Genomic DNA, 20,631 nt, shown 5'->3' with positions numbered 1-20,631 from the left:
AGCACGTCTTGCCCGAGCGGGTCCCGCGGTGCGCTTCGGCGGGAGGACGCGAGGTGAGAACGAGGCGCAGCCCGACCATCCTCAGCCGGGTGTCACCGACGTGAGAACCCCGTGCACCAGCAAGCGCTCGGATGCTCCCTCGCACGTCTGGAGGAGGATCCGGGGGGTGGTCGTGTCGTGGCCGTAGACGCTCTCGAGCGTCGTCGAGGTGCCGACGACGTCGCGTCCCGTGACCACGTAGGTGAAGACCCTGCCGTCCAGCCGGGTGATCCGTACCTCCGCGCCCTTCGCGATGGCGTGGAGGTTCTCGAACGGCGAGCCGTGCGTGGCGTTGTGGGCGGCCAGCCAGTAGGTGCCGGCCCGGCCGGGGTCGGTCGGATGCCGCCACTGCGCGCCGTTGTAGTGGGCCGCCACCCCGCGGTCGATGACGTCCTGCGCGCCGGTCACGACCGGCAACGAGATCCCGATGCTCGGGATCTCCACCGTGGCTTCCTGACCACGCACCAGCGCTGCCGTCGGGCGCGAAGCCTGTCCGATGGGGGCGGCGGGGCGGGCCACGGCGCGTCCTGCGCCGCTGACGAGCACCAGGACGGCGATCAACAGTGAGGATGCGACGATCGCGATTCGGCGGATGCGAGCGTCGAGGAGGTCGTGGATCGGACCGGCGCTGGGGGCTTGTGTCATGTGACGGGCCTCGGTGACGGTCGTGACACAGGTGAGCCGTGCCCCCGAACGGGCGTCGAAGATCAGACGATCGACGAAGCGCGCCTCATCCCTTGGCGTGGAAACGCGCGTCATGCCTTCGCGTGAGGCGCGGTTGTCATGCGGGCCGGCCCCAGGTGTCACACTGCAGGGGGGCTGCTCGATGAAGAAGGTGTTCTGATGGGCCCGATCCGGGTCGTGATCGTCGACGACCATGCGATGGTGGCTGAGAGCCTGAAGCGGCTTCTCGAGGCCGAGCACGACATGCAGGTCGTGGCGCTGGCCGTGAACGTCGCGGGCGCGATAGAGGCGGCGCGGATGTGTCAGCCCGACGTCATGGTCATGGACTACGGCCTGCCGGACGGAGACGGCGTTTCCGCCACGACCATCATTCGCCACGAGCTGCCCCGTATGAAGGTGCTCCTACTCACCGGTAATAGCAGTGCGGAGGTGGTCGCCGCGGCCCTCGATGCAGGTTGTGTCGGTTACGTCGAGAAGACGAACGCCGCCGCCTCGCTCACGTCGGCGGTGCGCGCGGTGCACGCGGGAGAGGCCGTGTTGCCGCAGGCCAAGCTCGGCGGTCTTCTCGCTCGCGGCGATGTGGGCGGGATCCTCACCAAGAGAGAACGCGACATCCTCACGCGCGTCGAGAGCGGTGCGTCGAACAAGGCCATCGCCGCGGAGCTCACGGTGAGCTTGAACACCGTCCGGACCCACGTGCAGTCGATCCTGAAGAAGCTCGGCGCGCACTCCAAGCTCCAGGCGGTGTCGATGGCCCGCGAGCAGGGCGTGCTCCGCCGTCGCTGACCGTCTCCGGATTGCCGGTACCCTTGACGGTGAATCGTTCTCTGCCGCGTTGCTCCGAACCCCGGTAGCGCATCCACCCTCTCGCGCTGAAGTGGAGTTCGGACATGATCCTCCTTCTCGCACTGACGATCGCGATTGCGATCGCGCTGGTGACGCGACCAGGCCGGGCCGCGGCCAGCAAGAGGCTGCGTCTGACGCGTATCGTCCCGGTGCTCGATGCGGTGTGTCTGGTTTCGCTGATCGCGATCCCGGTGCTCGCCGCGCTCACCATCGTGGACTTCCGGGGCTCCGACTCGAAAGGGCGTACGCGCGAGGATCGAAAGCAGGTCGTCGAACTGGCGAACACAGGTCCCGGCGACGCATGCCGGAACAGCCGCGATCCGGATTGCGGCCCGTTCCGCTGGGATCCCGCGCCGGGCCCGAACGCACCGGTCGAGATCGTCATCACCTACAGCCCCAGCTCCCCACGGGTTGGAGAACAGGTCACCGTCACAGTCCACGTCAGCGACGCCGACGCGCTGATCGGCGACGTCACGATGGCGTTCGGTGACGAGGCAGCGGCGATGATTCCGCCCCAGTCGATCGTCAACTGCGTTGGAGCCGCGACCGGACCTTGGTCGCTGCCCGGAGCAACGCCGGACGACGTCGTCAAGACGTTCCGGCACACCTACAGCAGAGCCGCCGACCTCACCCTCGACGCGTATGCAGCGAGCCCCGAGATCGTCAGCGGGACGTGCCCCCCGAACCCCTATGCCAGCCAGGGGACCGCGTCCGTTCCGATTCGCATCAGCGAACGGTGACGCTTCGAGTCGCTCGATTCTTACCGCCTCCCCGCGCGCGGGAGCTCTTCGTCCTCTGGTACGACCGAACGGAACAACGCGAGCAGCAGGAGGTCGTAGCTCGCCTTGCCCACACCTGCGATCACGAGGGGCCAGCCGATGTTGCTGTGCGTCAGCATGAGCCCGGCGAGCGCAGGGGTGGTCGCCGACGCGAGGCTCCGCGGCACGTTCGTCACGCTCGCCGCGGCGGCGCGCTCTTCGGGGGTGACTACGCCCATCACGAACGCTTGTCGTGCGGGCACGTCCATCTGCGAGAAGAGCGAGCGCACGAGGAGCAGGCCGACCGCGAGCCAGGCCTTCGGCGCGAACGCGGCGAGGATCAACATGAGGTTGGCCGGCAGGTGGGTGAACACCATGGTCCGGATCAACCCGAAGCGCGCCGACAGCCGGGCGGACAGCAGCTGTGAGAGCGCGCTCAGCAGGCCCACGGCGAAGAAGACGCTTCCGGTCGTCGCAGCCGAGAGGCCGAAGCGAAGGTGGAGCCACAGCACGAGAAGCGACTGCACCACGAGACCGCCCGCGGCCGCGTCGAGGCTGAACAGGCCGGCGAGCTGCAGGACGATGCGGCGCGACGGGCCGAGCGGCCGTCCCGCGAGGGCGCCCGCGGCGTCGGCGCGCTCCCGGGGCAGTCGCCGATAGACGAGCGCGATGACGCACGCGACGGTGGCGTAGAGCAGGAAGCCCCCGCGCTGGAGCGACTCGAGCGAGCGGTCGAACGTCCGTGCGAGCACTGCAGGGCCGGCCGACAGAAGGGCACCGAACGCGCCTGCCATCGCGCCCGCGAGGTTGTAGATCGCGTAGAGGCGAGGGCGCTCGGGCCCGCCCGCGTGGCCGGCCAGGTAGGCCTGCTCGGTGGGCAGGAACACGCTGACGTCGCCCGCCGACGGGTTGAGCGTCCCGATGACCGCGACCACGAGCATGGGGAGGAAGGCGCTCACCGAGGCGAAGCCGACCCCCGTGGCGAACATCAGCACGCTCGCCCCGAGCAGCAGGGTCCGGACTCGGGCGCGGTGCCCGATCAGGCCCACGGCGATGGTGAGAGCCGCGGAGCCCAGCAGGGTGCCGGTGACGATCGTGCCGATCTGGAAAGGGGAGAACCCGAGCGAGCCGAGATAGCCGACGAGCAGCACGCTCACGAAGCCGTCGGCGAAGCCGCGGAGCCCCCGAGCGGTGACGACCCGCCGGACCTCTGAGCTCAGCCCCATACGAGCGCCTTCATGCGTCACCGATCATGCGTCACAGGAGGGTCTGGACCCGTCGCGATGTCGCGTGCCCTGCGGTACGCTCCCGCCCGAGCGTGAGGGAGCGCTGGCTCCAGGCCCCGGCTCGCAGCTCGGCCCCATCGTCTAGCGGCCTAGGACACGACCCTCTCAAGGTTGAAACACGGGTTCGAATCCCGTTGGGGCTGCCAGCAGGCCTTGACCCCAGTTGGTGGACCACTCGTTATGACGACGTGGCCGGGGTGTTGGCTGAATGTAGGTCTTCGAATTCGTTGGGTGTGAGGTAGCCGAGCGTGCTGTGGCGGCGGGCTGGGTTGTAGAAGTGCTCGATGTAGTCGGCGATCGCGACCGCGAGCTCGAGGTTGGTGCGCCAACGCTGCCGGTTGAGTAGCTCGATCTGCATGGAGCCCCAGAACGACTCCATGGGGGCGTTGTCGTAGCAGTCGCCGACGGTCCCCATGGAGTTGATGAGCACGAGTCGGCGGACATTCTCGGTGAAGGCCCAGGAGGTGAACTGGCTGCCGTGGTCGGAGTGGACGACCGTGCCCGGCGTCGATGGCCGCGACGAGTGCGCCTTGGCGAGGGCGTCGTTGACCAGCGCCGTGTCGCAGCGCCGGTCGATCGCCCAGCCGACGACCTTGCGGGAGAAGAGGTCGAGCACGACGCAGCAGTAGATCTTGGTCTCGCTGGTGGGATGCTCGGTGATGTCGGTGAGCCATAGCTCATTCGGTGCTGATGCGGTGAACCGGCGCTTGATTAGGTCCTCGCATGTCGGCGCGTTCTTGAGGTTCTTCATCCCCTTGCGCGGTCCGGGCAGGCCCTTGAGGCCGAGCTGGCGCATGATCTTCCACACGAGCTTCTTGTTGACGATGAGCCCTTGCTCGATCTCCAAGGCAGCTCGGACACGCAGCATCCCGTAGGTGCCGCGTGAGCGGGCATGGATGTCGACGATCGCATCGGCCAACACCAGACGGCGTATCTCGCGGTCGGTCGGCCGATGGTGCTTGATGTCGTAGTACGTCGAGCGGCTCAACCCGACGACCCGGCACGCGACTCGTTCGGAATAGCCCAGGTTGTTCAGCCCTCGGACAACCTGGAACTTCCTTTTGGGTCGACGGCGCCCTCGGTGAAGAGCGCACTGGCGGCCTTGACCAGCTTCAGCTCGGCCTCGAGCTCGATGATGCGCCGGCGGGCTGCCTGCAACGGGTCGGCCTCATAGCTCTTTTGCTCCCGGCCGCTCATCAGCGTCGATGAGCGCTTGCCGCCGCCACCGATACAGCGTGTGCTCGGAGATCCCGAGCTCGGCTACGAGATCCTTGACCGCTTCCCCGGCGAGCATCCGCTCACAGGTCAGCCGCCGAAGCTCGGCCGGATAGTGCCTTGGCATGCCTGGCTCCCGTCGGACAGGGCCAAGTTGTCACAAAGGTGGTCCACCATCCGGGGTCAAGGTCAAGCCAGCGAGCCAGCCATGTTGGGGCGGCGAACGCCGGTTTCGGGTCGCGTCCGTCAGGCCGATGTGTGCCGGGCGCGTCCGATCTCCTTCAGCAGCCACCGAGCGGCCCAGACCGCGGAGGGGGGATCGAAGTGGGCGCCGTCGGGTCGTGGTCGGATCCCCTCGACGCGCTCCGGGCAACGCGACCCCGCAGGGCAGAGCTTGGCGGCGAGGTCGACGATCACCGTCTCGTCAGCATGGCCGCGGGCGAAGCGCCGGAGAAGCTGATTGAGGCCAGCGAACTCCGCATCATCCACCGTTGTGCTCCTCTTCAGCTCCTGGCCGAAGGCCCGACCCGGTGCGTGCGGGGCCTCGGTGACCAGGACGACCCTCGCGCCCTTGCGGGTGAGGCGGTGGAGGGCGGCGCCCATGCGGGCCAGCATCTCGACATCACGCTCGGGCGTGCCTGCCGCGACCGTCCGACCGTCGACAACAAGGTCGGACTTCTCCCATACGCTCATCCACACGACCACGTCGGGGTTCAGTTCGTGCAAACCTCGACTGACCGCCTTTTCGACCAGGCCGGGGCAGACCTTGGTCCCCAACGGCAGGTAGTCATGACGGGCGCTCACGATCTCGCCGCTGGCGACGCCACACCCGACAACCGCCGCTTGTCGGACCTCGATCCCCGACGATTCGCCGACAGCCCGCAGCCCGGGGTAGAGGCTGCAAGCGGTCGAATCTCCGATGAGCAACAGGCGCGTCCCCTCTTGCCCCCGCAGGCTCGGCTCGGAGCTTCGGGCGTTGGCGGCGCGGGCGGCGCGGAGCTCCACCGGACGAGGCTCCCCACAGGGCGAGGGCTGGCCGAAGGCGGCGACGTAGCTCGGTGGCTCGGCGGCACCCGCCGTCGATGTGACCATGGCGACGGCTGTGGCGGCCACGGCCACAACGGCCGCCTTCCAGGTGATGCGATGGCGCAGCCATCCGTGTCGGATCGGTTGTTCGACCAGGTAGTAGGAGACCGTCGCGGCTGCGAGCGTCATCCCGAGGCGCAGCGCGTTGAGCGGCGTTCCGGCGAGACCTGTACGTCCGGCGGAGAGCCACACGTCCACCGGCCAGTGCCAGAGGTACAGCCCGTACGACAGCCGGCCGAGCCAGACGAGCACGGGAAACGAGAGCACCGCCTTCAGTGGCCCTGGCTGCATGGCGCCGGCCACGACGATGGCCACGGCCACGGCGTAGAGGAGCGAGCCGCCCTCGTAGTAGGAGCGGGAGGTGGCGGCCACGTCGTGCCAGGCCCAGACGACGCCGGCCAGGCTGACGAAGCCCAGCGCGCCCAATGTGTGACTGACGAGCCCGTGCCCCGGCGGACGGACGACGAGGATGATGGCGAGCAGTGCGCCGACCAAGAGGGTGTGGCCGCGGCAGTCGGTCCCGTAGTAGGCGCGGGATGGATCCTCCGTCCGGTGCAACACGGCCATGGCCACGGCCGATACGGCGGCGCCACCGATGGTCACGCCGGCCAGGAGCCGGAGCGAGCGTCCCAAGCGCAGGCACGCGAGGACTGCGAGCGGCCATACCAGATAGAACTGTTCCTCGATCGCGAGGGACCACAGGTGGCGCAGCGGCGACGGTCCGGAGAACAGGTCGAAGTAGGACTGGCCAGAGAAGATGAAGCGCCAGTTGGCCACGTAGAAAAGGGCCGACAGCCCGTCTCCTCGAACCTTCGCCCGCTCGACGGCAGGCATCACCGTTGCGGTGAAGAGGGCGACGAAAACGAGGACGATCAGGAGGGCGGGAAGCAGGCGCCGTGCCCGACGTGCCCAGAATTGCCCGAGGGCGATCGTGCCACGCGCGCGGAACTCGAGCAGGAGCAGGGTCGTGATCAGGAAGCCCGAGAGGACGAAGAAGGCGTCGACGCCGAGGAACCCGCCACGGCCCCACCCATACCCCGCGTGGTAGGCGATGACGGCCAACACTGACAGTGCTCGCACGCCGTCGAGGCCAGGTTCGTAGCCGAGGCGCGACGACACCCCCGCTCTCGAGACTCCCCGCCCGATGCGCACGTTCGATGTCTATCGCTGTGGCGATTCGCGCGGGTGTTGCCGGTAGCGCCCGCCGGGACGAGACTGACGCCAAGTCGACCAACGGAGGCAGCCAATGGCCAAGTACCTCATCACCGCGTCGTACTCCGCCGAGGGGATGAAAGGCGTGATCAGCAAGGGGGGCTCCGCCCGCCGGGACGCGGTCGCCAAGGCCGTGGCCGACGTCGGTGGGCAGGTGGAGAGCTTTCACTTCGCGTTCGGCGACGACGATGCCTTCGTCATCGTCGATCTTCCGGACAACGTGTCGGCCGCGGCGATCGGCATGGCCGTCGGCGCGAGCGGGGCGGCGACCACGAAGACCGTGGTCCTTCTCACACCGGAGGAGATCGATCGGGCCGCGCAGACACAGGTTTCCTACCGAGCGCCGGGTTCGTAGGGGCGAGGCGGGCTACATCGAGAGCAGCCGCCCCGGGTTCTCCTTGGCCATCACGTCGATGTCGCCCCGGCTCACACCCTCGGCGAGCAACAGCTCCAGGAACTGTCGCAGACCTGGCGCGGGCGCCACGTTCTTCTTCTGGCCGTAGTCGGTCGAGAGAATGCAGCGCGCCGGGCCCACCTCGCGGATGGCGTCGGCCACGGCAGCCGGCGGCGTCTCGGCGAGGTAGCCCGAGCACGTCATCGCGCAGTGCTCGATGTACGCCCCCCGGTCCGCGGCCTCGCACATCTGCGCGATGTCGAGCTGGGGCCCGGCGAGCGGCTCCATCGCATGTGTCACGACCACCTTGTCGACGCCGACGTCGGCGGCGGCCGCGAGCAGGGCCAGGATCTCGGCGAACGAGATGTGGCCCGTCTCGACCACGACGTCGAACTCCTTCGCGAGCGCGAGGATCTCGAGCACCTCGGGCTTCACGCGTTGGGCGCGGTGAAGGTCGCCGTCGAGGATCGAAAGCCCCGGCGTGGGCAGCCCGAACTTGCGATGGTCGTTCTCGGACGAGAGCGTCGGCATCCACACCACCTTGCCGCCGATGCGGCACATGACGTCCACCGCGTGCGGGTTGAGACCGCCCACGGGAGCATCCAGGGCGATGCCGCCGAACACGCTGATGCCGGGCGTCACCCTGTCGACTGCATAGGCGAGCGCCGCGGTCTGGTAGTCGTGGCTCTTCAGCACGATGGCCGCCATGTCGAGCGCGCGTGCCTGCTCGGCGGCCTCGAGGCAGTCGACGCTGCGCTCCAGGTGGGCGTCGGGCCCGAAGTGACAGTGCATGTCGACGGCGCCGGCAACGAGGTCGTCGGTGTCCGTGCTCACGCGGCGAGGGTATTCGCTGAGCCAGGATGGGGCATGCGCGAGGTGCTGCAGGGGGTCAAGGTCATCGAGGTCGCGTCGTGGACGTTCGTGCCCGCGGCGGGCGCGGTGCTCGCGGATTGGGGCGCCGACGTCCTGAAGATCGAGCATCCGGTCACCGGTGATCCCCAGCGCGGCCTGATCAGCTCGGGTCTCATTCCAGCCGGTGCGGGCGGGATCAACTACATCATGGAGCAGCCGAACCGCGGCAAGCGGAGCGTCGCGCTCGACCTCGCGAGCGACGATGGCCGTGAGCTGCTCTATCGGTTGGCCGAGACCGCCGACGTCTTCCTCACCAACTTCCTCCCGGACGCGCGCGAGCGTCTGCTCATCGACGTCGAGCACATCCGCGCGCGCAACCCCGACATCATCTACGTCCGGGGCACCGGGCAGGGCGTGCGCGGCCCCGACGCGCGCAAGGGCGGTTACGACGGAGCCTCCTACTGGGCGCGCGGCGGCCTTGCCATGGCGCTCACGCCCCCCGGGCTCGAGTGGCCCATCAGCCCTCGCCCGGCGTTCGGCGACGTGATGGGTGGCATGACGATCGCAGGGGGGATCGCCGCCGCGCTGTTCCGGCGGGAGCGCACCGGTGAGCCGTCGGTCGTCGACGTGTCGCTTCTCGGGCTCGCGCTCTGGAACCTCGGGCCCGACGTGGTCGCGGCGAAGCTCTACGAGACCACCCACGCGCGCAGCTTCGACCGAGCCGCGGCACCCAATCCCATCGTGGGCGTCTACCGCACCCAGGACGGCCGGTTCATCATGCTGATGATGCTCGAGTCGGACCGCTACTGGGCCGACTTCTGCCGCCACATCGAGCGCCCGGAGCTCATCGATGACACCCGCTTCAAGGACGCGGCCGCCCGGTACGAGAACCGCCGCGAGTGCATCGGGCTGCTCGACGAGGTCCTCGCTTCCCGTCCCTTCGCGGAGTGGTGCTCGAGGTTCTCCACGCTCGAGGGGGTCTGGGCACCGATGCAGACGGTGCGCGAGGTGCACGACGACCCGCAGTCGGTTGCCAACGGGTACCTGCCGTCGGTGGCGTCCGCGGAAGGCGTCGACTTCACGCTGGTCGCCAGCCCCGTGCAGTTCGACGAGACGTCACCCGATCTCTCGCACGCACCGGACCACGGCCAGCACACCGAGGAGGTCCTGCTCGAGCTGGGCCTGACCTGGCCGGAGATCGCCGGCTACAAGGAGTCGGGCGCGATCCTCTAGACCCCGTTGGGCGATGGCTCAAGCGCGGTCGCCGGGCGGTCGACACGATCGGCATGGAGGACGTCAAGATGACGCGCCCGCCGCTCTGGGTGTTCGGGGTGCTCTTCCTCGCGTACACGAGCGTGCACGTGGCGCTGCTGCTGTTCTTCTACTCGGTCGGTCCCTCGACGCCGTACCCGCTGGCCGAGTCGGTGGCCATCGCGGGAGGCGTGACGGCCGCCGCCGCGAGCCTGCTGGCCTGGCGTCACACCATTCGGCCCGAGCGGCGACAGGGCGCCGGCCGGGCACGGACGGGCATGATGCGGGCGTGCATCTCGCGGCTCGGGACCATGCGGCTCATTGCCGGGCGCTCGCCGTCGAGGTCGGCCGCTACGTCGAGGCGATAACCGGGCCCGACCTCAGCCTGCCGGTACCGACGTGCCCGGGCTGGGACATCGCCGAGCTGGTGCGACACATCGGTGCGGTTCACCGCTGGGCCGAGCGCATGGTGCGAGATGGTTCCATCGAGCGCCTCGCTCGGGCCGAGCTCGACCTCGGGCTACCTCCCGACGTGAGCGGCCTGCCAGTGTGGCTGGCCTCCGGAGGTGAGGCACTGGTTGCCACGCTGCGCGCCGCGGACCCCGATGCGTCGATCTGGGTGTGGGGTGCCGACCCGCACGTGCGCTTCTGGTCCCGCCGCATGCTGCACGAGACCACCGTGCATCGCGCCGATGCCGAGCTCGCGTTGGGCCGCGATCCCGCGATCGACCCCGACACCGCGGCAGACGGGATCGACGAGCTGCTCGAGAACCTGCCGAACGCGGCGTACTTCGCGCCCAAGGTGGCCGCGCTGCGCGGTGACGGCGAGTCGATACGGCTCGACGGCACCGACGTCGATGTCCATTGGGTCGTGCGCCTCGAGCCGAAGGGCTTCACCTGGGCGCGGGGACGCGACGACGCCTCGGTCCGCGTGAGTGCCCCGGTCGCGGACCTTCTCTTGCTGCTCTACCGCCGGCTGCCCGTTGCCGACGCGCGGTTCGCTTGCCTGGGTGATCATGACGTGCTCGCCCGCTGGCTGGACAACTCCGCGCTCTGAGTCGAGTGCACCACCCGGCCGTCGATGATCGTGGCGCGCACCTGGCCGGCGTCGAGCGTCTTCAACGCGTTCGCGAGTGGCTCCCGTAGCAGGCACAGGTCCGCCGGACTACCGACGCGCACCCGGCGCGGGGGTCCGCCGGGCACGTGCAGATCGCTCAGGAACAGGTCGAGCGCGGCGCGCGCAGTGACGGCCTCTTGCGGACCGAGCACGCGACCGCCGGCGCTGCGGCGGTCGACGGCGGCGCGCATCGCGCGCCATGGGTCTGCGATGCCGAAGGGCGCGTCGGTTCCTCCTGCCACCGCGACGCCGGCAGAGAGCAGCGTTCGACACCGGTAGAGCACCTCGAGATCGGCGGCGTCGACCTCACGGGCGTACGTGTCGCCTCGCTCGGCGATGAAGTTGGGTTGCGTCACCACCGCCACGCTCAGCTCGCGCAACCGCTGTTCGAGGCCGACGGGGAGGACGCTCGCATGCTCCAACCGGTCGCCGGGCAGCGAGCCGGACCGCGCGAGCGCGTCGACGGCGACGACGACCTCGACCCTCGACACGCAATGGATCGCGACGGCACGCCCCGTTGCATGGGCGGCCGCGATCGTGTCGGCGATCGCTCCGGGCTCGAAGCTCCCCTCGTCAGCCTCGTCGAGCACGAGCTTCCAGGGTCCCAGCGTCAATCGCGGGTGACCCGGCTCCGGCAGGTGGGACGGGCCGAGCACCACCAGCCGCTGGGCGACGTCACCGCGACCCACGGCCGCGGTGAGAAGATCGAGCGCGCGACCGTCGAGCCCAGCCGTGGCGTCGGTGATCCCGGTGACCCCGACTGCGGCGAGACGCCGGCCCACCCGGGCCAGGTCGAGGGCGACCCGCGGCACGCGATCACCGAGCAGTCGGTCGGCGTGGAACAGACGCCCGGTCGGCGCGGCCCGCTCGAGCCCGGTGGCGCGCAGCGCGGCACGGTTCAGCACCCAGAGCGCGCCACTTCGATGTTGCACGCGGACGGGGCGGTCGGCGACCAACGCGTCGAGGACGTCGCAGTCGAGCGCGCCGGCGACCGAGTCGTGGTAGCCGACGCCGCGCAGCCAGGCGCCAACCGGAAGCGCGCGGGAGGCGTTGCGCAAGGCCGAGGCGAGCGCGTCGAGGTCGCCGACAGCCGGCGGGCCGCACGGGACCGATTCGAGCGCGGCCGCCATCGCCATGAGATGGAGATGGTGGTCGTGCAGACCGGGGAGGAGGGCGCCACCCGCGGCATCGAGCACGGCGTCACCCTCGACGGAGAGCCTCGGCGCGATCTCGACGACGACGCCGTCGCGGACGCGCACGTCGAGCCCGGGCACGCCCTCGACCTCGCATCCGGTGACGAGCAGGCGCGCCGCCCCGTCGGCAGCGTCGCCGGTCACAGGCTGCGGCCGGCGACGTGCCCGTCGAAGATCGCCCGGTCGGCCAGTCGCACGGCGACGGCATCGCCCACCCGCAGCACCTCCTGAACGCGGGTACGGAGCTGGTGGAAGAGGTCGTCGTCGGGGATCCCATGGGTGCGGACCACCACGCTGTCGACCGCGACGATCGTCTCCGTGCGGAGCGAGAGCGTGTCGATCAGCACCACCTCGTGGTCGCCGATCGAGACGAGCGCCGTGCTCGGCCGCCAACGCGCGCCCGCGCGTGCCATTCGGGACAACGCCATCGCCATGGTCTCCGCGTCGAGGAGCATGGGCGTGGGCAGGGGGCACGCGACGGTCACGTCGACGCCCATGGCCGCGAGCAGCTCACCCAACCCGATGCCCTCGATGTGGCCGACGGCGTCGAGGACCACCACTCGCTCGCCGAGCTCGTGCGCGCGCGTGAGTGCCTGCTCGTGGTCCATCACGAAGGGCTGTTCGCTGCCCGGTACGGGCAGGGGGTGCCACTTCGAGGCGACGTCGACGCGGGCGCGCCCGCCGGTGGCGACGACGACGGCGTCGGGCTCCATTGCGAGCACCTCGGGCGCGGTCGCCTCGACACCCAGACGGATGTCGACCCCCCGGCGGAGGCACTCACCCGCACGCCAGTCGGCGAAGTCGGCCAGCTCGGCCCGCCCGGGCAGGCGCTGGGCCAAACGGATCTTGCCGCCCAGCTCCACGCTTCGCTCGAGCAGCGTCACCTCGTGACCGCGTGCGGCCGCCACCCACGCCGCCTCGAGCCCGGCAGGGCCACCGCCGACGACGACGACTCGTTTGGGGCGGGGCGCGGCTCGGAGCGTTGCCGGGCCCAGCTCCGCCTCCCGGCCGACGGTGGGGTTGGTGACGCACGTGATCGGCAGTCCCTGCGTGAGGTTGCCGTAGCAACCTTGGTTGCAGCCGGTGCACGCACGGATATCCGTGTCGTGCCCCGCCCGTGCTTTTGCCGGCCAGTCGGGGTCTGCGATGAGGGCGCGGACGAGCGTGATGGCGTCGGCCTCGTCGCGCTCGAGAACTCCCTCGGCCTCGTCCGGCGTGAGGATGCGGTGGACGGCGAACACCGGCGTCCGGCGCATCGCCTTCTTCACGACATGCGCGGCATAGACGCCGAGCAGGTGCCGTGTGTAGAGCGGGCGGACCATCCCCATGCCCGAGGTGCCGATGCTGACGTTGACGAAGTCGACGAGGCCGGCGTCCTCGAGCCGCACCGCGATCTCCGCCGCGTCGTCCGGCGTGAGCCCGCGGCCGTCGCGCGCCTCTTCGTCGCCGACCAGTCGGATGCCGACCGCGACACGGTCACCGACAGCCGCGCGCACCGCCTCCAGCACCTCCACGCAGAACCGCATGCGGTTCGTGAGGCTGCCGCCGTACCCGTCGGTGCGGCGGTTGCTCTTGGGAGAGAGGAACTCGTGGATGAGGTAGCCGTGGGCACCGTGGACCTCGATGCCGTCGAACCCTCCCGCGGCGGCATGTCCGGCCGACCGCGCGAAGTGCTCGACGACCTCCCCGATCTCGTCCGGCTCGAGCGCGTGTGGCGGCTCGTTGTAGTTCGCGACGTGCGACGGCGCCCAGACCGGCAGCTTCGACCAGGTGCCGTCGTTGACCCCGCCGTTGTGGGCGAGCTGGAGGAAGGCGAGCGCGCCGTGCTCGTGGATCGGTGCCGTCACCCGCTCGAACTGCGGGACGGCCGCGGGATCCCACGCCAGCGCGTTGTTTCGCATCTGGTAGGCGGTGGTCGGGTGCACCTGCGCCTGCCCGGCGATGATCAGGCCGGCGCCGCCGCGCGCCCGCTCGGCCAGATAGCGGCCGTAGCGCTCGCCGTAGAAGCCCGGCTCGCCCGCGGTGCCGCTCGGCTCGACGAACTGCGTGAAGTGGGCGCCGAGCACGATCCGGTTGGCCGTGGTCACCGGCCCGATGGCGAGTGGGGAGAAGAGGAGGCGGCGGTGGGTGGTGGCCACGCCGTATCAGATCACGACTGTTCGTCCTGCGCCGATGGGGCGAGGCCCCGGCGCGAAGGGGCACCGCACGCAAAGCGGCACGCAGTCGACGGGCAACTAGGCGACACGCCCCGGGCCACCGTCCGGCGCGCCGAAGGGCAGGCCCGCCTCGTCCCACGCCTGCATCCCGCCCACCAGGTTCTCGGCGTCGTAGCCCCGCGAGCGCAGCGCGTCGACCACCCTCTTGCTGCGCGCTCCGCTCCGGCAGACGGCGACCACCGGCCGGCCCTTGTCGATCTCGTCGAGGCGCTCGCCGAGCTCGCCGAGCGGGATGTGGCGCGCGCCCTCGATGCGACCCGCCTCCCACTCGTCGGGCTCGCGAACGTCGATCAGCTGCACCTCGTCCAGTCGCTCGGCGACCTGTCTCGGGTCCACGTCGTCCCCCTACTCGTCGTCCGGAGCCCGCGCGAGTTTCGCGCGCGTGCGCCGTATCACCCTCCCGCCACACAGGGCCAGAAGCGAGCCGATCACGAAGATCTGACCGGCCGCGTTTCCCCGCGAGCCGATGCTCGCGGCACGCGCGGTGCGCCGCGGAGCGGTCGCGGTCCTCGGTGGGCTGACGGGTTCGGGGGCCGCGACGACGGGTTCCGGCGCGGTCGTCGCGGTCGGATTGGTCGCGAGCGCGAAGGCGTAAACGATGGCCTCGTCGACCCAGCGATCGAGGATCGGCTTCGGGTCGACCGCAGCGCCACCATGGGGGTGGACCTCGAAGTGGAGGTGGGCGGGGCCACCGCGCGCGTTGCCCGAGTCGCCGACGAAGCCCACGATCTGTCCCTGCGTGACGTGCGCGCCCGACGCCAGGCCCGGCGCGGTGCCTGCCATATGTGCGAGGTAGTAGTACGTGCCGTCGGCGACGGTGACGTAGGCGGCTAGCCCGCCGAGTCCCCCGTCCTCGTAGCGCAACCGCCCCGCGAACGGTGCCCGGATCGGCGTGCCCATCGCGGCCCAGACGTCGGTGCCCTGGTGCAGATGGATGGGGGGCCCGCGCCGGGGGAGCAGCCAGTCGTGCGTCCAGTGGGCCGGCCCCGCGACGGGGAAGTGGCCCAGCCCGAGCACCATGGCCTGCTCGAGCGGGATGTGGGCCGAGGTCGCGTAGGCCGTCACGACTTCGAGGAGCTTGGTGTCGTCGTTCGGACGGGTGCGGTGCACCGCGTTCATCTTCGCCTGGAGATCGGGAGGGAGCACGATCGGTCCGTCGACGGGCTCGTCGCCGCCCCCGGCCGCCCGCGGTGGCGCCGGCGGGGTGGACGACGGGGTGGGGGTGGTCGCCGGCACCGCGGTGGTCGTGATCGGCGCCGTCGTGCTCGTGGTCGACGTGGTCTCGGTCGTGACGGTGCTCGTGGTCGTGGTGGGCTCGGCAGTCGCCGTCGTGCCCGTGAGCAGGAGCGTCGATGCCACGAGCAGGGGCGCGACAAGAGAGAGGCGAAAGGAGCGCATGGGGTCACCGACGAGGGTATCGGCCCTGCGGAGCCGCTCGCGCCAAACGGCCATCGCGTCTCCCGACCGGCGTCAGCACCACCTCGGAGCGTGAGGATCCGCCGGGTCGCTCAAGGGGCGCGCTCCGACGCCCGACCAATAGGCATCGCACTCACCACAGGGCAGGGTCCCCCTCAGGAGCCCGGTGCCTCATCGCGGGACGGGTACGAGCGGCGTCGGCTGGGCCTGCGACACGTCGTCGCGTTGCTCGTCATGGCGCAGCTCGCCGACGTCGTCACGACCGTCCACGCGCTCGCCGCGGGCAACGCCGAGCAGAACCCTTTGAACCGATGGGTGCTGCGGTGGCACGGTGCCATGGGGCTCCTCGGCATGAAGGGGATCGCCGCGCTCGTGATCGTCGTGGCGCTGGCGCGCATACCCGCGGGTTGGGCGCGGGGAGCGGGTCTGCTCAGCGTGGCGGTCACGACCATGGCGGCGCTGTCCAACGCCCGCTTCGCCTGATCACGAGCCCCCACCCCGCTTCTTGTCGTACTCAACCACCGTCAGGGTGGTTGAGCGCGACAAGGAGGCTGTTGGTTGACTCAGCGGGACCGGCGCCAGTCGGTCACGTGGTCGGGAACGGCGGCGCCCGGCGCCAGCCGGGGGTCGTCGACCGGCACGCCCGGCACGGTGCGCAACGGCAGCTCGCCCGCCCAGACCGGCAGGGCGTAGTCGGCTTCGTCGTCGAGCGGAGGCCCGGTGCGGATCTTGGCGGACGCCTCGGCGAGCGCGAGCGCGAGCACGAGCGTGGAACGAATCTCCTTCTCGTTCGGCGCGCGCACCGTGTCCCAGCGTCGCGGCGCGATGTGATCGACGAGCGCGCGAAAGGCCGTCATCTTCTCGGCCGGGTCGGTGACCTCGCGTGCCGATCCGAACACGACGACCGAGCGGTAGTTCATCGAGTGGTGGAACGCCGAGCGTGCCAGCACCAGGCCGTCGACCAGCGTCACCGTGACGCACACGTCGACCGGCTGCTTGAGGGTGCGCAGCATCCGGTTGGCCGGCGAGCCGTGGAGGTACAAGCGGTCACCGCTGCGTGCGTGGATGGTGGGGATCACGACCGGCTGCCCATCGATCACGAAGCCCACGTGGCATACGAGCGCATCGTCGAGGATGCCGTGCACGATCTCGGTGTCGTAGCGCGCCCGCTCGGGCAGGCGCTTGACCTCGGTTCGGGAGCTGGGTGGGAGCGTCATCGGGAACCTCGGGTTCGCCCGGTCAGTGGCTGAGAATGTACGTCGACCGCCTGACCGGCGCGCGCCGAGACCTACGCGCGCGAGCCCGCGGCGTGACGCTCCCACGTCGCGTACATGCCCGCGTAGCGGCCGCCGGCAGCGACCAGGTCGTGGTGTGTGCCCAGCTCGACGATGCGACCGTCGTGGACGACGGCCAGTCGGTCGGCGCGCATCGCGGTGGCCAACCGATGGGCGATGATGATGGCCGTGCGCCCTTCGAGCAGCACGTCGAGCGCGTGCTCGATCTTCGCCTCGGAGAGGAGGTCGAGGTTCGAGGTGGCCTCGTCGAGCACGAGCACCCGCGGACGCGCCAGGAAGGCGCGCGCGAGGGCGAGAAGCTGTCGTTCGCCCGAAGAGAGCGCGACGCCGCGCTCGTGGCACGGCGTGTGCATGCCGTCGGGCAGGCGCTCGATCAGGTCGTCGATGCCGACCGCGACGCAGGCCTCCAGCACCTCTTGGTCGCTCGCGTCGGGGCGGGCGAAGGCGATGTTGTCTCGGATCGACCCTGCGAACAGGAAGGGCTCCTGAGGGACGACCCCGAGCTGTCGCCGCAGCGACTCGAGGGTGACGCCGCGGATGTCGGTCCCGTCGAGGAGCACGCGGCCGACGCCGGGATCGTAGAAGCGCGTGACGAGCTTGGCGAGGGTCGACTTGCCCGCACCCGTGGCGCCCACGAAGGCAAACGTCTCGCCCGCGCCGATGGTGAGGTCGATGTCGAACAGCACCGGGCGGTCGGGCTCGTAGCCGAACGTCACGTGCTCGAGCGTGATCTCACCCCGGAGTGGCGGCAGCTCCTCCGCGTCCACCCGCTCGCCCACGGTGGGCTCGGTGGCCAACAGCTCGCGCAGCTTGCGGAGGGCGGCCTGGCCCTGCTGGTAGGTGTTGTACAGCTGCACCATCTGCTGAATGGGCGCGAAGAATGCGTTGAGGTAGAGGACGAAGGCGGCGAGCTCGCCGATCGTCAGGCTGCCGCGGAGCACCATGTTGCCGCCGACCAGCAGGATGAGCGCCTGGCCTCCGACACCGATGACCTCGGTGCCGGGTCCGTAGAAGGCGCCGACGCGGGCCGTGTAGTTGTTCGCGGCGCGGTAGTCGCCGACGACGTTGCGGTGGTCGCCGATGTTGTGACGGGCCCGGTTGTACGCGGTGACGATGCGCACGCCCGACAGGCTCTCCTGCAGGTGGGCCAGCACCTCCGCGATGCGGTCGCGCACCTCGTCGAAGCCCCGGTCGGACGCTCGCCGGAACCAGAACGTGAGCACGGCCATGGCGGGCACGACCGCGAGCACCGTGACGGTGGCCAGCGCGACGTTCAGCGAGAACAGCACGATGGTGACGAAAACGATGGTGAGGGCCTGCACCACCATCTGCACCATGCCGTCCTGGAACAGCTGTGTCAGCGAGTCGACGTCGCTCGTCATGCGGGTCATCAAGCGGCCCGCCTTCTCTCGCGTGAAGAACTCGAGCGACAGCCGCTGGAGGTGGGAGAAGATGCGGACGCGGAGCGAGAAGAGCAGACGTTCGCCCACCCGCCCGGTCCACGCGGTGCGCGCGTACGACGCGACCCCGCCGACCAGCACCGACGCGAGGTAGAGGATGGCGACGGTCGCGAGAACTGCGGTGTCGCTCCGGCGGATTCCCTTGTCGATGCCGATCTGGGTGAGCAGCGGGCCCGCCTGCGTCGCGGCCGTCTCCAGCCCGACGAGCACGAACGCGGCGAGCATCGCGGCCCAGTAGGGCCCGATGAAGCGACGGAGCGTGAGCGGCCGTCGGTCGTAGTCGACCTGGCTGAACGTGACCCGCTCGACCGGGTGCTCGGGCTCACCCGCCAGCACCTTGTCGACGCGCGTCTGCAGCTCCGGGGGGATGCCCGCGAACGGGAGGCCCCCCTGCGGCCGGCCCGGAGGTCCCCCGGAGAAGCCGTGGCCGCCGGCGCCGGGGCCGGCCCCGCCCCACGCCATCAGACCGGTCCCCGCACGACGCCGCCGCCGGGCGCCGATGTCGACGCTCGCGCCGCGGCCGCCTCTTCCTCCTCGATGTGGGCCAGCACCTCGGCGTAGCGGGGCTCGGTGGCCATGAGTCCGGCGTGGGTGCCGTCCGCGACGATGTGGCCCCGTTCGAGCAGCACCACCCGCTCGGCCAGCCGGATGGTGGAGAGCCGGTGGGCGATGATCAGCGTGGTGCGACCATCCAAGAGGCCGCGGAGCGCGCCGTGGATCTCCTCTTCCACGTGCACGTCGACCGCGCTGGTTGCGTCGTCGAGGATGAGGACGCGGGGGTTGACGAGGAGGGTGCGGGCGATCGCGATGCGCTGGCGTTGCCCACCCGACAGCGTGTAGCCGCGTTCGCCGATCTGCGTGTCGTAGCCGTCGGGAAGCTCGTCGATGAACTCGACCGCGTTGGCGGTGCGTGCCGCGGCCACCACGTCGTCGAACGGCGCGTCGGGCCTTCCGTAGGCGATGTTGTCGCGCACGGACGCCGAGAAGAGGAACGGCTCGTCGAGCACCATGCTCACCTGACCGCGCACGCTGACGAGGGTGAGGTCGCGGACGTCGTGCCCGTCGATCTCGACGTGCCCACTGTCGACGTCGTAGAAGCGCGTCAGGAGCCGGGCCACCGTCGACTTGCCACGGCCCGTGCGTCCCACGAGGGCCACGGTCTCGCCCGCTTCGATATGCAGGTCGAAGTGGTCCAGCACGGGCGGCGCGCCTGCATAGCCGAACGTGACGTCGCGGTAGTCGACGCGTCCCTCCGGGCTCACGAGATCGATCGCGCCCGGGCGATCGAGGATCTCCGGAGGCGTGTCGAGGATCTCGTAGATGCGACCGGCCGAGGCGGCCGCGCGCTGGCCCATCATCATGAAGAACCCGAGCATGCGGAACGGGGCCTGCAACATCACCACATAGGCGCTGAACGCGACGATCGTGCCGATCGTGACGCGCCCGTCGATGGCGAGAACGCCACCGTAGAGCAGCACCGCCGCCATGCCGAGCCGAGGAAGACCCTCCATGATCGGGGCATAGCGGGCCCGGACGTCGATCTGTCGCACGGAGGCCCACTGCAACCGCCGTGCCGCCGCCGCGAGCACGCCGATCTGCGACTTCTCGGCCGCGAACGACTTCACCACCCGCACACCGGTGAGGTTCTCCTCGACGATCGTGGCGGTGTCGGCCGAGCGGGCCTGGATGAGCCACGAGATCGGGAACGTGAGATCGCGCATCCGCACCCCCACGATGTAGACGAAGGGCAGTGGCGCCAGCGCCACGAGCGCGAGGGGCACGTCGACCGACAACATGAGGCCGAAGGCGACGAAGAAGCTGACGATGTTGAGGACAAGGAGCGGCGCGAACGTCAGGAAGAGCTGCATGGACCGGATGTCGGAGTTGGCGCGGGAGATGAGCTGGCCGGACTGCACGCGATCGAAGAACGAGAACGACATACGCGTGAGGTGCTCGTACATCGCGACCCGCAGGTCGTACTCGACGTCGTACGCGACGCGGTACAGGTAGTAGCGATAGACGAAGGTGAGGAGGCCGCGTCCGGCCGCGAGCGCCAGCAGGATCCACACGTAGGGCATCAGCCCGCCCGATCGGTGCGCCAGGGTGGCGTCGATCGCGGCCATGGTGACCCGGGGAACCGCGACCTGGCCGAGCATCGCCGCGAACGCGCAGACCAGCGAGCCGATCACCGCGACCCGGCGCGCCGCGAACAACGGCAGGACGCGCCGGATCCACCCCCGCTTCGGATCGGGGTCGATGAGCGCCAGAGGGGGCCCGTGACGCGCGTCGACCGCCATCGGCTCCCACGGCC

General features: G+C 70.2%; 19 protein-coding genes and 1 tRNA gene. 7 read left to right on the top strand and 13 right to left on the bottom strand.

Going from position 1 to position 20,631, the window contains the following annotated elements:
• Positions 1 to 81: 81 nt before the first annotated feature.
• Complete coding sequence (locus tag E6G06_08590; protein TML91847.1) at positions 82 to 918, bottom strand: sortase; 837 nt, start codon at positions 916 to 918, stop codon at positions 82 to 84.
• Between E6G06_08590 and E6G06_08585 the strand changes: the two genes are divergently transcribed.
• Positions 823 to 1,509, top strand: coding sequence for a response regulator transcription factor (locus E6G06_08585; protein ID TML91846.1), 687 nt, complete (start codon positions 823 to 825; stop codon positions 1,507 to 1,509). The two genes, E6G06_08590 and E6G06_08585, sit on opposite strands and share 96 nt — an antisense overlap.
• A gap of 104 nt (positions 1,510 to 1,613) precedes the next feature.
• Positions 1,614 to 2,309: a hypothetical protein gene (locus tag E6G06_08580; GenBank protein TML91845.1), complete on the top strand. Its 696-nt coding sequence runs from the start codon at positions 1,614 to 1,616 to the stop codon at positions 2,307 to 2,309.
• A gap of 20 nt (positions 2,310 to 2,329) precedes the next feature.
• Here E6G06_08580 and E6G06_08575 read toward each other — a convergent pair whose 3' ends face one another.
• Entirely contained in the window at positions 2,330 to 3,553 is a 1,224-nt protein-coding gene (locus tag E6G06_08575) for an MFS transporter (GenBank protein TML91844.1), read from the bottom strand.
• A 130-nt stretch (positions 3,554 to 3,683) separates the two neighbouring features.
• Here E6G06_08575 and E6G06_08570 point away from each other — a divergent pair.
• A tRNA-Glu gene (locus E6G06_08570) sits at positions 3,684 to 3,759 on the top strand.
• A gap of 32 nt (positions 3,760 to 3,791) precedes the next feature.
• On the opposite strand, the gene E6G06_08565 is transcribed toward E6G06_08570, so the two are convergent.
• The 3 genes from E6G06_08565 to E6G06_08555 all read right to left on the bottom strand — a co-directional run bounded on the left by E6G06_08565 (position 3,792) and on the right by E6G06_08555 (position 7,066).
• Positions 3,792 to 4,649: an IS3 family transposase gene (locus tag E6G06_08565; protein TML91843.1), complete on the bottom strand. Its 858-nt coding sequence runs from the start codon at positions 4,647 to 4,649 to the stop codon at positions 3,792 to 3,794.
• 132 nt (positions 4,650 to 4,781) lie between these two features.
• Entirely contained in the window at positions 4,782 to 4,955 is a 174-nt protein-coding gene (locus E6G06_08560; protein TML91842.1) for a hypothetical protein, read from the bottom strand.
• 119 nt (positions 4,956 to 5,074) lie between these two features.
• Complete coding sequence (locus E6G06_08555) at positions 5,075 to 7,066, bottom strand: acyltransferase (GenBank protein TML91841.1); 1,992 nt, start codon at positions 7,064 to 7,066, stop codon at positions 5,075 to 5,077.
• Positions 7,067 to 7,160: 94 nt separating this feature from the next.
• On the opposite strand from E6G06_08555, the gene E6G06_08550 reads away from it, so the two are divergent.
• The gene (locus E6G06_08550; protein ID TML91840.1) at positions 7,161 to 7,481 is read left to right on the top strand and encodes a GYD domain-containing protein; all 321 of its coding nucleotides are present in this window, start codon (positions 7,161 to 7,163) and stop codon (positions 7,479 to 7,481) included.
• 12 nt (positions 7,482 to 7,493) lie between these two features.
• Here E6G06_08550 and E6G06_08545 read toward each other — a convergent pair whose 3' ends face one another.
• Complete coding sequence (locus tag E6G06_08545) at positions 7,494 to 8,354, bottom strand: histidinol phosphatase (protein ID TML91839.1); 861 nt, start codon at positions 8,352 to 8,354, stop codon at positions 7,494 to 7,496.
• A 33-nt stretch (positions 8,355 to 8,387) separates the two neighbouring features.
• On the opposite strand from E6G06_08545, the gene E6G06_08540 reads away from it, so the two are divergent.
• Positions 8,388 to 9,605, top strand: a complete 1,218-nt coding sequence (locus tag E6G06_08540; protein TML91838.1) for a CoA transferase — start codon at positions 8,388 to 8,390, stop codon at positions 9,603 to 9,605.
• A 13-nt stretch (positions 9,606 to 9,618) separates the two neighbouring features.
• Positions 9,619 to 10,680: a maleylpyruvate isomerase family mycothiol-dependent enzyme gene (locus tag E6G06_08535; protein ID TML91837.1), complete on the top strand. Its 1,062-nt coding sequence runs from the start codon at positions 9,619 to 9,621 to the stop codon at positions 10,678 to 10,680.
• On the opposite strand, the gene E6G06_08530 is transcribed toward E6G06_08535, so the two are convergent.
• The 4 genes from E6G06_08530 to E6G06_08515 form a co-directional block, all read right to left on the bottom strand.
• A complete protein-coding gene (locus E6G06_08530; GenBank protein TML91836.1) occupies positions 10,638 to 12,077 on the bottom strand; it encodes an amidohydrolase in 1,440 nt (479 codons plus the stop codon). The genes E6G06_08535 and E6G06_08530 overlap by 43 nt on opposite strands.
• Positions 12,074 to 14,071, bottom strand: a complete 1,998-nt coding sequence (locus tag E6G06_08525) for an FAD-dependent oxidoreductase (protein ID TML91835.1) — start codon at positions 14,069 to 14,071, stop codon at positions 12,074 to 12,076. The genes E6G06_08530 and E6G06_08525 overlap by 4 nt, the downstream gene beginning before the upstream one ends.
• A 96-nt stretch (positions 14,072 to 14,167) precedes the next feature.
• Positions 14,168 to 14,485, bottom strand: coding sequence for a rhodanese-like domain-containing protein (locus E6G06_08520; GenBank protein ID TML91834.1), 318 nt, complete (start codon positions 14,483 to 14,485; stop codon positions 14,168 to 14,170).
• A 9-nt stretch (positions 14,486 to 14,494) separates the two neighbouring features.
• Entirely contained in the window at positions 14,495 to 15,295 is an 801-nt protein-coding gene (locus tag E6G06_08515; protein ID TML91833.1) for a M23 family metallopeptidase, read from the bottom strand.
• Here E6G06_08515 and E6G06_08510 point away from each other — a divergent pair.
• Entirely contained in the window at positions 15,254 to 16,048 is a 795-nt protein-coding gene (locus tag E6G06_08510; protein TML91832.1) for a hypothetical protein, read from the top strand. The genes E6G06_08515 and E6G06_08510 overlap by 42 nt on opposite strands.
• Positions 16,049 to 16,128: 80 nt before the next feature.
• On the opposite strand, the gene E6G06_08505 is transcribed toward E6G06_08510, so the two are convergent.
• The 3 genes from E6G06_08505 to E6G06_08495 form a co-directional block, all read right to left on the bottom strand.
• Positions 16,129 to 16,782, bottom strand: a complete 654-nt coding sequence (locus E6G06_08505) for a pyridoxamine 5'-phosphate oxidase family protein (protein TML91831.1) — start codon at positions 16,780 to 16,782, stop codon at positions 16,129 to 16,131.
• Positions 16,783 to 16,853: 71 nt separating this feature from the next.
• On the bottom strand, positions 16,854 to 18,782 hold the full coding sequence (locus E6G06_08500) for an ABC transporter ATP-binding protein (GenBank protein TML91830.1): 1,929 nt from the start codon (positions 18,780 to 18,782) through the stop codon (positions 16,854 to 16,856).
• The gene (locus E6G06_08495) at positions 18,782 to 20,617 is read right to left on the bottom strand and encodes an ABC transporter ATP-binding protein (protein ID TML91904.1); all 1,836 of its coding nucleotides are present in this window, start codon (positions 20,615 to 20,617) and stop codon (positions 18,782 to 18,784) included. The genes E6G06_08500 and E6G06_08495 overlap by 1 nt, the downstream gene beginning before the upstream one ends.
• Between the last annotated feature and the right edge of the window lie 14 nt (positions 20,618 to 20,631).

The organism is Actinomycetota bacterium (assembly GCA_005888325.1).
Taxonomy (GTDB): domain Bacteria; phylum Actinomycetota; class Acidimicrobiia; order Acidimicrobiales; family AC-14; genus AC-14.
This window is presented reverse-complemented; position numbering and strand designations above follow the sequence as displayed.